We start from the raw sequence: 11,454 nt of genomic DNA on the forward strand, positions 1-11,454 counted from the left end.
ACGAGCGCCCGGACGATAGAGGTGGGCGTGGGCCATGCGTCCGCGCGGCTGCCGCAGTCGGCGTGTTCGCCTTGTTAGCGTGGGTCGGCGGACCAGCGCTCGACACGTCCCGGCTGGTCGCGCCGCTGGCGCGACACCCCTCCGCCAGCCGCCGGACGGTGGCACAGGTGCTCAGGAGGGGTGATGACCGACGCGTCGGGCGGGAAGGCGCCCTCGCCGGACCGGCGGCCACCGTGGATCGACCGGGGTCGAGACTGGGCCGGGTGGGCCGGCCCCCGGCTGAAGGCGGGCGTGCGTACCACGTGGGCGCGGCTGCTTCCGGTGCTGCAGAGGCTGTGGGCGGCGGCGGACGGGGACGTGCCGTCTCCCCCTTCCGATGAGACGCACGAGCACCGAGAGCTGTCCCACCCGATCGCCGTCGCGGCCAAGGGGCACGTGTTCACGTTCACCGTCCGGGCCGTGCTCACCTGGTCGATCACGGGCGAGCGGCCCGAGGTGCCGATCTGGTACGTGCGCCACTTCACGCCCAAGGTGATTCAGCAGTTGCGACGTACGGCCGCAGACTGCGCGCGCGACTTCGCCCCGCACCGGGCGGGCGACCTCGAGGTGGCCCTGCAGAAGGCCCTGACCGAGCAGGATCCGAAGCGATGGCGCTACACGCACGGTGGCGTGACGATCCAGTGCCGGCCGGAGGTGTGGTGGGTTCGCCACGACGAGCGGGTCCGGGAGACATTGCGGCCGCACTTGGACCGCATGATCGAGCTGGAGTGCGAGTACGAGCTGTACCTGGCTCGGGCCCGGTACGCCGAGGAGCTGAACCGGCGGTGGATGACGATCCTCGACGAAATGGTCGACGATCCCCCGGGACGCGAGGAGACGGAGGCGATCAACGAGGAGCTGTCCCGGGCGCGGCGGCACATGGCCGCAGAGCAGCGGGCCGCCGCCGAGTGGACCGCGGGGCTCATGCGGGACCGGCGGAACTTCGACCGGATCTTCGAGCCGTTCACCGCCATCCCCATCGTCCCGCACCAGACAGCCGGCTCCGCCCGCGACTACTCGGGCGAGGCATCGAAGGCGACGTCCAGCGAGGCCACCGCGAAGACGACAGCGACGGACGCCACCGCCCCGAAGCCGGCGTCAACCGAGGCCGCCCCGAACGCGACGTCAACTGAGTCTGCCGCCCCCAAGGCGGTCTCGACGGAGCGCGCGTCGGAGCCAGGTCAGGACGGGCGGCGCTGACGCCGAGCCGCTCCGGTCCGCGCTTTCGGGCTCGCCTGCCGGTTGCGCAGGAACGCGCCCAGTCCCTGCCCGTCCTCGGTAGCCAGGAACGCGCCGCGGGCGTTGAGCAGGGTCTCGTCGGCGTGCGCCAGGCAGCCCCACACCGTGTCGCCCCACGAGTCGGCGAGCTTCACCTCGGCCGGCTCCGGGCACGCCTCGCCGCGGGGGCCGCCGATCTGGCAGCGGGCCGGCGCGGTGCCGTGCTGCCTGACCCGCTCGGCGGCCTCGCGGATCAGCGAGAACCGGACCTCCTTGTCGGCCTCGGGGCCGCGGGCCTGCTCGGGGACCGCCCGCCGCTGCCCGAACAGGACCACGTTGCCGTCCGGGTCGGTGGTGCGGCACTCACCGCCGGGGGCGTGCTCCGGATACCCGGACCGCTCGACGGCGTACCCGGCAGCGGTCAGCCGGTCGATCGTGGCGGTGAGGTCGTCGACGTAGAGGTAGATGAGCAGGGGCAGCTCGACGGTGACCAGGCGCGGTGTGATCGCCGCCAGCAGCAGGGTCAGCTCCCCGCACTGCAGATAGGACCAGCGGGACTCACCGTCGCCCCCGGTGCGCAGCTCGGTATAGCCGAAGACCTCGTAGAACCGTCGCGCGGCGTCGGCGTCCGCGACGTACAGCACCGGCACCTGGGCCTGCACTCCGTTGGGCACCGCGCCAATGTACTCGTAATGGAAGTCTAAATCACGTCTTTGACATCGGGTTTCCGCCGAAGCACCCGCCGCGTGACCGTCAGCCGTCGTGCCACATCGGGACCGCGCGGCGCAGGGTGAGTGCCACGATGTCCGGGGCCCGGAGCACCCTGGCGAGCCGGTACGCCACGCCGAGCGCCAGCGGCCCGAACATCGGATGCCCGATCAGCCGATGGCAGGCGTGCAGGCCGATCTCGGCGGCCTCCCGGCGGGTCAGCACCGGGCGGTTGCCGCGCTCACGCTCGGCGCTGACCGCGACGCGGATCCGCCGCAAGGTCTCGGCCCGCTCGTCGGTGACCCGGCGTAGCACCGCCGCCGACCACCGCCAGGTCTCGACGAGCGGGAGCAGGTCCGACCCGGCGGGCAGCAGGTCGGCGAAGTACAGGTCGTACCGGCAGATCGCCACCGCCTCGGTCGGCTGCCCCTCGGCGAGGGTCAGCCGGGCCAGCAGCCCGGCGGCCAGGGGCGCGGACCACTCGGCGTCGAGTCCGGCGGACCGCACTGCGTCGACCAACCGTTCGCACGCATCCCGCGCCGCCACGTCGCCGGCGGCGTACCGGAGCACCGCCTGGAGTTCCGCGGTGGCCGGCTCGGGCCGCCCGCTCCGCTCCTCCCGCGCGGCCAGTTCGTCGGCGGCGGCGAGCAGTTCCCGCACCGGGGCGTCCCGGCCGACCAGCTCGGCGATCACCCGCCGCTGCTCCTCAACCGGGGTACGGGCCGCCCCGGTGGCCGGCGGCGCCGGGAGCTGGGCGAGCAGGTCGGCCAGGCCGCTCCAGTGCCCGGCTGCCGCCCCGACCAGGACCGCCCGGCGCAGGGCCACCCCGGTGCGATCGTCGTCGAGCCCGATGTTGGCCGCCCGGGTGTCGGCGACGGCGGCCAGCGTCTGGAACGCTTCCGGCCAGTAGCCGGCCCCGGCGAGTTCGACGGCGAAGTCCTCGCGCAGCCGGCTGCCGCGCCGGCCGGCCACCGACCCGGCGGCCAGTCGGGCCTGCAGCCGGCCGTGCCGGAACCGGTAGGCACCCGCGCCGTGCCGGAGCAGACCGACCGCGTCGGCGTGGTCGAGGAAGGCCAGCAGGTGGTACGGGAGCCGGTTGCGCGCGGCGAGCACGAACCGGGCCACGCCGAAGCGGAACCAGGCGCTGCCGCCCCGCCGGTACAGCCACCAGCCCAGGCCCAGGCCGAGCCCGGCGTACCCCTGTGCCACCGGCGGCGGGAAGTCGGACAGGCCGGCCAGCCAGAGGGCGGCGAGGCCGAGGAACCACAGCGCCACGGCGCGGACGGCGGTCAGCGGCAGCGCGGCGATCGTCGCCGCGCGGTCCGCCCGCAGCGTCCCCGCGGGACTGAGCGCGCTCAACTCCGCAGCCGGGGCGGACAGGTCGACGCGCAGCGCGGAGCGGACGACGGTGAATCCGCACCAGCCCACCCCGACGGCCAGGGCGCACTGGGTCGGCACCGACCAGTGCGCCACGGCGGGCACGGCGCCGAGCAGCGTGCCGAGCCGTGGCGGCGGCCCGATCGCCACGAACAGCGGCCAGGTCAGGGCGCCCCAGAAGGCACCGCCGACCAGTCCGCCCACCAGTCCCTCGAGGAGGGCCCGAAACCCGCCGGTGAAGACCGGCCGTACCGGCGGCACGCCGTGGTGCGGGTCGTCGCGGAGTGCCGACCGGACGGCCGCCGCCAGGGCCGCCAGGGCCACCAGCAGGGACGGCCGGGCGGTGACGCCGTGCAGCAGCTCCCGGACCTGGGCGTGACCGGTCACGGCAGCGAGGGCGCCGAGCGCCTCCCCGACCGGCGACAGGGCGAGCCACGCCGCGACAGCGGCCCGCAGACCGTCGAAGGCGACCCACAACGGACGCGGGAGCGCGACGGGGAGCTGCCACCAGCGGAACTCGCGACTGTCCAGGGACTCCAGGTGGCTGGCCAGTTGGGCGAGGTAGCGGCGGGACCGGTCCGGTTCCCAGCGGCGCAGGCCCTGCCCGCCCCGCCGCGACCGCAGGGCCACGTCGACCGCGCGGGACAGCACCTCGTCCTCCACCGAGCGCCGGCCGCGCTCGGCGGCCAGCGGGAGCAGTTCGCGCGGGTCCGTGCCGGGCTGGTCGAACGCGGTCCGGGCCAGGGCCACCAGCAGCGGGGTGGACAGCGCCGCAGCCAGCTCGGGGTCGGCGTCGAGCCGGTCGGCCACGGTGGACCAGTTGCCCACCTGGTGCAGCGGCGCGGCGTCCCGCAGGTACCGGCCGACCTGCGCGGCGGTCAGCGGCGCGAGGGTCACCACGGCGGTCGCCCGCAGCCGCTCGCCCTGAATCAGGTACGTCTCGTAGACGGCGGAGCGGCAGGTCAGCACGAACCGTTGGGTCGGCAGCTCGTTGAGTTCCGCCAGGCAGGCGCTGAGCCGGTCCTCGGGCAGCTCGTCCAGGCCGTCCAGCACCGGCACCACCAGGTCGGCCAGCAGCAGGTCACGCACCACCGCCTCGCGGCGCGGGTGGCCGGTGGCGAGGTACGGGTACCGCCGGGTGATCCGGTCGGCCAGCCAGTCGTGGAACCCCTCGGCGCCCGGGTCCCAGGAGTCCACCGGCAGCAGCACCGGGATCGGCGCCTCCGGGTCGCGCCGGGTGGCGAACTCCCGGACCAGCCGCAGCGCGATGATCGATTTGCCGGATCCGGGTGGTCCCAGCACCAGCAGGCGCCCCGAGGGCACCGAGCGGTAGCACTCCCACAGCGTGCCGTCCCGTCCGGTGAGGTCGACGGGTCCGGCGTCGGCGGACCGGCCGATCGAGCGCCAGGACGGCATCAGCCGCTCCGGGGCGTTGCGCCAGGCCACCGGCAGCGGGTACGGCTCGTCGACCGCGCGCAGCAGCGTCTGCTCGGTGGGCTCCCGCCGGATCAGCTCGGCGAGCTCGTCGGCGGCGGCCCGCCGGTGCACCCAGGCCGTCGGCGGGGCGGCCTCCCGCCCGGCGAAGAGCTGGTCCACCACCACGTAGACCGCGATGACCCCGGCGACCACACCCCAGAGCCAGTTGACCTTCTCGAAGTCGTACCGGAGCCAGACCCAGGCGGTGCCGCCGGCGCCCAGCAGGGTCACGACGGTGACGAAGCTCCATTTCCACACGCCGCGCCGCACCGGACGATTCTGCGGGGCCGAGGATTTCCCCGCAGCCCCACCCTCCTGTCCGGACGGCGGACCGGCTGAGGGGCGCCGGGGGCGCTCACGGAAGCAGCAGGTCGCGGACCCGTCGCAGGTGGGCCTGCTCGGCGTGGTTGTCGGTCCGCGCGATCGCCGCGTCGTACGCCGCGGCCGCCTCCCCCGCGCGGCCGAGCCGGCGCAGCAGGTCGGCGCGGACCGCGTGGAAGACGTGGTAGCCGGCCAGGTCCAGGCCGTCCACCTGGGCCAGCGCGGCGGCCGGCCCGGCCACCTCGGCCAGCGCGACCGCCCGGTTCAGCGCCACCACCGGCCCGGGAGCGTGCCGCATGAGCTGGTCGTACAGGGCGAGGATCTGGGCCCAGTCGGTGTCGGCCGTCGTCGGGGCGTCGCTGTGCACGGCGTTGATCGCCGCCTGGATCTGGTACGGGCCCGGCCGGTCCCGCCGCAGGCAGCGCCGGACCAGGCCCTGCCCCTCGGCGATCAGTGCGCGGTCCCAGCGCCCACGGTCCTGCTCGCCCAGCGGCACCAGGACCCCGCCCGGCCCGGTACGCGCGGCCCGCCGCGCCTCGGTGAGCAGCAGCAACGCCAGCAGTCCGAGCACCTCCGGCTCGTCGGGCATCAGCTCGCCGAGCAGCCGGCCCAGCCGGATCGCCTCGGCGCAGAGCTCGTCGCGGACCAGCTGGTCCCCCGAGCTGGCGGTGTGCCCCTCGTTGAAGATCAGGTAGACGACGGCCAGCACGGCTCGCAGCCGGTCCGGCAGGTCCGCGTCACGCGGCACCCGGTACGGGATCCGCGCATCCCGGATCTTGGCCTTGGCCCGGACCAGGCGTTGCGCCATGGCCGGCTCCGGCACCAGGAAGGCCCGGGCGATCTCGGCGGTGCTCAGCCCGCCGAGCAGCCGAAGGGTCAGCGCGACCCGGGCGGGGGCGCCCAGCGCCGGATGGCAGCAGGTGAAGATCAGGCGGAGCCGGTCGTCCCGCACGGGTCCCTCCTCGGCCGGTGCGTCGGGGGCGTACAACAGGGCGGCCTGCGCCTGCCGGTCGGCGCGGGACGCCTCGCGGCGCAGCCGGTCGATGGCCCGGTTCCGGGCGGTGGTGATGATCCAGCCGGCCGGGCTGGGCGGCGGCCCCGCGGCGGCCCACCGGTCGACCGCCGTGGCGAAGGCGTCCTGGACCGCCTCCTCGGCGAGGTCGATGTCGCCGAGGAGGCGGACCAGCACGGCGACCGCGCGCCCGTACTCCGCGCGGAAGATCCGTTCGACGTCGGTCGGGTCGGGCACCCCTCAGACCTCGCCCTGGAACGGGCGCACCTCGATCGGCAGCGTGGTCGCCAGGGCGTACCGGCGGCCCCACTCCAGTGCGGCGTCGAGGTCGGGTGCGGTGATGATGGTGAAGCCGCCCAGGTACTCCTTGCCCTCCGCGTACGGCCCGTCGGTGATCAGCACCTCGTCACCCTGCGGGCGTAGCACGGTGGCGGTCTCCGGGGCGTGCAGGCCGTTGCCGAAGACCCAGGACCCGGCCTCGACCAGTTCGTCGTGGATGGCGTCGATCTTGCGCATCACGTCGGCCAGGAACTCGGGGTCCGGCAGCCCCTCGCCGGCCGGCTGGTACATGCTGATCAGGTACTGCTTCATGCGCTTCTCCTCGCCCGTCCGGGCCGGCCCGCCGCCGGCCCCTTCACCCTCCATACGAACGGGCGGCGCCGGGATCGACACGCCGACCGAAGGGTTCTACGCACCTGGCGTGTGCGGGGTTGTCCGAAAATCACGAAGATGATCTTCCATGTATCTATTGAAATTTGTCTCCATCCTGTGACGTAATACTGACAGTTCCTTTCACCCACTCCCGCCGCCGCGAGCGGCAGACCCCCCGGGAGGGAAAGATGAACCGTCCCCTGCGATCGGCGCTACGTACGGCCGCCACGGCCGTGCTCGCCACCGTCACCCTGGCCGCCTCGGCCCTGCTCGGCGCGACGCCCGCCAGCGCCGCGCCGGCCGGCCTGCCCGGCATGGACGTCTCCAGCTGGCAGGGCAACGTCAACTGGTCCGCCGCCTGGAACAACGGCGCCCGCTTCGCGTACGTGAAGGCCACCGAGGGCACCGGCTACACCAACCCGTACTTCGCCCAGCAGTACAACGGCTCGTACAACGTCGGCATGATCCGGGGCTCGTACCACTTCGCCCGGCCGGACGTCTCCAGCGGCGCCACCCAGGCCAACTACTTCGTCGACCACGGCGGCGGCTGGTCCAAGGACGGCAAGACCCTGCCGGGCGCCCTGGACATCGAGTACAACCCGTACGGTGCGACCTGCTACGGACTGAGCCAGGCCTCGATGCGCAGCTGGATCGCCTCGTTCGTCAACCAGTACTACGCCCGCACGGGCCGGTGGGCCACCATCTACACCACCACCGACTGGTGGACCACCTGCACCGGCAACACCTCGCAGTTCGCCGCGAACAACCCGCTCTGGATCGCGCGCTACTCCAGCAGCGTCGGCACCCTGCCGGCCGGCTGGGGGACGTACTCGTTCTGGCAGTGGGCCTCCTCCGGCACCTTCCCGGGCGACCAGAACGTCTGGAACGGCACCCTGGACCGGCTCAAGGTGCTGGCCTGCAACGGACCCTGCTGACCCGCTCCGGTGGCGGGCGCCCTTTCGGCCACTCCGGCGCGGCGTGTCTGACGCCACGCCGGGGCCCGGGAGCAGCCGCCCGCCACCGGCGTCCGTACCCCTGAGGAGGCCCCGATGTCCGTCCCCGTCCCCCGCCGGGCCGTGCTGCGCGGCGCGGTCCTGCTCGGCGCTGCGGCCGGCGCCACGGCGTTCACCCAGTTCGGCGACGACCGCGACGCGCGGGCCGTCGCCACCCGGGTCGACCAGCCGGATATCGCCAACTGCGCGACCTGGGGCGCCCGCCCGCCCGCGACCAACGTCAGCGTCGTGCAGAGCCGCCCGAACAAGATCATCATCCATCACACGGCGTTCCCGAACACCACCGACTACAGCCTGGCGCAGGCCTACCGGAACTCGCGCGACATTCAGAACCTGCACATGGACACCAACGGCTGGCTCGACTCCGGGCAGCACTTCACCAACAGCCGCGGCGGCTACCTGACCGAGGGCCGGCACGGCAGCCTGTACGCGCTGCTGCACGGGCAGACCATGGTCCAGGGCGCCCACTGCGTCGGGCAGAACAGCCAGGCCATCGGCATCGAGAACGACGGCATCTACCTCGACGTGCAGCCACCGAAGGCACTCTGGGACAGCCTGGTGTGGTTCTGCGCTTTCACCTGCCAGCAGTACGGCATCCCGTCCAGCGAGATCTACGGGCACAAGGACTTCAACAACACGCAGTGCCCGGGACTGCTGCACGACCGGCTGCCCGAGCTGCGCAGCGCGGTGGCCGCCCTGCTCGGCGGCTGACGGCCCGACCCGCCCGTCGCGGGGCGCCTCACCGGGGCGCCCCGCGACCACCAGAGCATCCTCCTCCGCTCGGTCGGCGCAGGCTACCGGCGGCGGCCCCGCCAACCGATTCCGGCTGCGCCCAAACGTGGCGGCGGAAGGCCATTGCCCTCGGGCAGACTGTCGATCATGTCGCCCCGATCCATCGCCGACCTCGTCACCGCCGCCCGGTCCGGGCGGCGTGTCAAGTACCTGCACTTCTGGGGCCACCGCCCGCAGCGCGACGGCAGCGTCGGCACCGGCTGCCTGAGCCAGTGGTGGCCGGCACCGTTCACCGTGGACGGCCGGACCTACCCCACTGCGGAGCACTGGATGATGTGGCACAAGGCCACGCTGTTCGGCGACGCGGAGATCGCCGAGCGCATTCTCGCCAGCGGGCACCCGCGGCGGGCCAAGACGCTCGGCCGGCAGGTCCGCGGCTTCGACGAGGCGACCTGGACGGCGCGCCGCTACGACATCGTGGTGGCCGGCAGCGTGGCCAAGTTCGGCCAGCACGACGAGCTGGGGCGCTTCCTGCTCGGCACCGGGGAGCGGGTGCTCGTCGAGGCGAGCCCCGTGGACCGGATCTGGGGCATCGGTCTGGCCGCCGACGACCCGCGCGCCGATGATCCGGCCCGGTGGCGAGGCCAGAACCTGCTCGGCTTCGCCCTGATGGAGGCGCGCGCCACGCTGCGCGCGGCTCGGACGTGACCACCCCACGCCCCCGGTCCCGGCGACGAGCCGCTGCTGCTCGTGTCCGGGGATGGCGGGCAGCGGTTCAGGAGTAGTTCTGGTTCACGCCGGAGGGGCGGCGCCGCAGCCCGGTCGCGGCCGAAGCGTCCCTGATCAGCTTAGCGATCCTGAGTCGGATTGAGTTTCCGGGATCGTTTCCCACCGTGGTGGAGATGCATGGACGTGGTGATGGAATCCTGCGCCCAGTGCGGCTCCCCGTGGCCGGTGGCCGGCGGTGGGTGTGCTGATCGTGTTCACGCCCTGGTGCCGGTGGGCTGCGCGAGGCAGCCTCGGCCGGTCCGTTGGTGCGTGTCCCTCCGGACGCTTGCCCGCCCGACCGTGAGGCCGGGTGGAGGAGGGTGCCCCGCGTCGCCTGGGCACGGGGCATGTTGGCTTGTGCCGGGTGGGGCCGGTCTTCGACCGGTCCCGGCGGCAGGCCGTGGAGGTGCTGGGGGTGACGACGGCGCCGGCTTCGAACGCGTCGACGACCGAGCGGATCACCATGTGTCCGCTGGTCTTGTCGGTGACGGTTTTGGCTTGGTGGGTGAGGCCGCGGGCGGCGATCCGGCGCCAGGCGCCGTGGTCGCGGTCGCCCTGCCAACCGCACCGGGTGTTGGGGCAGATGGCCCATTTCCATCCCGCGGCGGTCGGCTTGTCGGGGGCCTTGCGATGTTGCAGCGGGGCCAGGCACTGCGGGCAGTAGAAAGACCTCGAAGCGTTTGGGAGCTGAGGTCAGGAACGTCCTCCCTGGTGGGATAGACGGGCTTGATGTCCCAGACCTACCGAGGAGGACGTTCGTGGCCAAGCGTAGCGGGTTGACTCGAGGAGATCGGCGGCGGAACAACCGAATCGCCGTGTTGCGGGCGCTGGTGCGAGAAGACCGGGCGATCCTGGCGATCGACCTGGGCGAGGACAAGCAGGTCGCGGCGTTGATGGACCACGATGGTCGGGTGCTGGGGCGCAGGACGATGCTGGTCAAGGCTCATGCGTTGGGCGGGCTGTTGGCTTGGGCCGCCGGGCAGGCGGCTCGGCACGGGTATGCCGGGATCGTGGTCGGTTGCGAGCCGACCGGGCACCGCTGGCGGTCGGTGATGGGCCTGGCCGACGCCGCCGAGATGGGATTTGTGTGCGTGCAGTCCCTCGCGGTGCACCTGGCACGCGAGGCTGACGACTACACCCGTGACAAGACCGACCATAAAGACGCGGTGCTCATCGGCAGGTTGATCGCTCGGCTGGACTGCTACCTGCCCGAACGCGCCGACGCCGACTGGGCTCGGCTGCGGCACCTGGGTGCCCGCCGGTTCCGGCTGGTCGTCGAGACCGTCGCGTGTGGGCGGCAGATCGCTGATCTGCTGTCGTGCTGTTGGCCGGCGGCGCTGGCGTGTGCGGCCAAGCCCTTGGACTCCACGACCTGGCTGGCGTGCCTGGCAGCGACCGTCGACCGCTGCGCTGGCGACCCGGCCCGGCTACGGCGGCTCGGCCGTGACGGGTTCTTCGCCGCCGCACGCGGGCAGCTGCCCCGCTTCGGCGCGGAGCGGCTGTGTCACCGGGTGGCCGGACGGTTCTTCGACGCCCTGGCCGATCGTGGCGGGGTGGGCGCCCAGCGCCGTGGTGGGCTGGAACGGGTGCGTTTCCTGCTCGACGACTGGCGTGCCGCCCTGGCCCGCCTGGATGATGTCGAGCAGCGCATGGTGGACGTCCTGGATACCCTGGGCCTGACCGACCTGGCCGCATCGATTCCTGGGGTGTCGGCAGTCGGGGCGGCGGTGATCCTGGCCGAGACCGGCGACCCGGCCCGGTTCGCCAGCGCCCGCAGCGTGGTCAAACACGCCGGGCTCAACCCGTCCGAGAACACCTCGGCCACCTTCCGCGGCCTGACCCGCGTGTCCCGGCGGGGCCGTCCCGGGCTGCGGGCCGCAGCATGGCGCGCCATGTGGGGCGCACTGCCCCACAACCCGGTCCTGGCCGACAAGTTCACCCACCTGACCACCCGCGAGCGCGGCCGGCTGACGCCGGCCCAAGCCCGGGTGGCCTGCGCCGCAGCCCTGCTGCGCTGGCTATACGCCATTGTCACTCACCGGCGGGCGTGGGATGCCACCATCGCCGCTGGCGCCGATGACGCCTCCCGTCCCGCCCTCGCCGCCGCAGCCTGACCAGCCCCCGACGACCAGCGCGACC

General features: G+C 73.4%; 9 protein-coding genes. 5 read left to right on the forward strand and 4 right to left on the reverse strand.

Annotation, left to right across the window (positions count from 1 at the left end):
- Positions 1 to 183: 183 nt before the first annotated feature.
- Entirely contained in the window at positions 184 to 1,239 is a 1,056-nt protein-coding gene (locus ABZ783_RS10280; protein WP_357435950.1) for a hypothetical protein, read from the forward strand.
- Here the strand turns inward: ABZ783_RS10280 and ABZ783_RS10285 are convergent.
- The 4 genes from ABZ783_RS10285 to ABZ783_RS10300 form a co-directional block, all read right to left on the reverse strand.
- Positions 1,221 to 1,931, reverse strand: a complete 711-nt coding sequence (locus tag ABZ783_RS10285; RefSeq protein WP_357435953.1) for a VOC family protein — start codon at positions 1,929 to 1,931, stop codon at positions 1,221 to 1,223. The genes ABZ783_RS10280 and ABZ783_RS10285 overlap by 19 nt on opposite strands.
- Positions 1,932 to 2,010: 79 nt before the next feature.
- Complete coding sequence (locus tag ABZ783_RS10290; protein WP_357435954.1) at positions 2,011 to 5,088, reverse strand: NACHT domain-containing protein; 3,078 nt, start codon at positions 5,086 to 5,088, stop codon at positions 2,011 to 2,013.
- Between the two features lie 85 nt (positions 5,089 to 5,173).
- Positions 5,174 to 6,388, reverse strand: coding sequence for a sigma-70 family RNA polymerase sigma factor (locus ABZ783_RS10295; protein ID WP_357435956.1), 1,215 nt, complete (start codon positions 6,386 to 6,388; stop codon positions 5,174 to 5,176).
- A 3-nt stretch (positions 6,389 to 6,391) separates the two neighbouring features.
- Positions 6,392 to 6,742, reverse strand: coding sequence for a YciI family protein (locus ABZ783_RS10300; RefSeq protein ID WP_357435958.1), 351 nt, complete (start codon positions 6,740 to 6,742; stop codon positions 6,392 to 6,394).
- A 248-nt stretch (positions 6,743 to 6,990) separates the two neighbouring features.
- Here ABZ783_RS10300 and ABZ783_RS10305 point away from each other — a divergent pair, with 248 nt between their 5' ends.
- The 4 genes from ABZ783_RS10305 to ABZ783_RS10320 all read left to right on the forward strand — a co-directional run bounded on the left by ABZ783_RS10305 (position 6,991) and on the right by ABZ783_RS10320 (position 11,429).
- Positions 6,991 to 7,737, forward strand: a complete 747-nt coding sequence (locus ABZ783_RS10305) for a lysozyme (protein ID WP_357435959.1) — start codon at positions 6,991 to 6,993, stop codon at positions 7,735 to 7,737.
- A 114-nt stretch (positions 7,738 to 7,851) separates the two neighbouring features.
- Complete coding sequence (locus tag ABZ783_RS10310; RefSeq protein ID WP_357435961.1) at positions 7,852 to 8,526, forward strand: peptidoglycan recognition family protein; 675 nt, start codon at positions 7,852 to 7,854, stop codon at positions 8,524 to 8,526.
- Between the two features lie 168 nt (positions 8,527 to 8,694).
- Complete coding sequence (locus tag ABZ783_RS10315) at positions 8,695 to 9,255, forward strand: NADAR family protein (RefSeq protein ID WP_357435962.1); 561 nt, start codon at positions 8,695 to 8,697, stop codon at positions 9,253 to 9,255.
- An 818-nt stretch (positions 9,256 to 10,073) separates the two neighbouring features.
- Complete coding sequence (locus ABZ783_RS10320) at positions 10,074 to 11,429, forward strand: IS110 family transposase (RefSeq protein ID WP_357435964.1); 1,356 nt, start codon at positions 10,074 to 10,076, stop codon at positions 11,427 to 11,429.
- Positions 11,430 to 11,454: the final 25 nt, after the last annotated feature.

It is taken from the genome of Micromonospora sp. NPDC047738, assembly GCF_040642675.1.
GTDB lineage: Bacteria > Actinomycetota > Actinomycetes > Mycobacteriales > Micromonosporaceae > Micromonospora.

Coding starts and splice junctions, on each gene's coding strand:
- ABZ783_RS10280 (WP_357435950.1), top strand. CDS start 184: ATGACCGACGCGTCGGGCGGGAAGGCGCCCTCGCCGGACCGGCGGCCA.
- ABZ783_RS10300 (WP_357435958.1), bottom strand. CDS start 6,742: ATGAAGCAGTACCTGATCAGCATGTACCAGCCGGCCGGCGAGGGGCTG.
- ABZ783_RS10305 (WP_357435959.1), top strand. CDS start 6,991: ATGAACCGTCCCCTGCGATCGGCGCTACGTACGGCCGCCACGGCCGTG.
- ABZ783_RS10310 (WP_357435961.1), top strand. CDS start 7,852: ATGTCCGTCCCCGTCCCCCGCCGGGCCGTGCTGCGCGGCGCGGTCCTG.
- ABZ783_RS10315 (WP_357435962.1), top strand. CDS start 8,695: ATGTCGCCCCGATCCATCGCCGACCTCGTCACCGCCGCCCGGTCCGGG.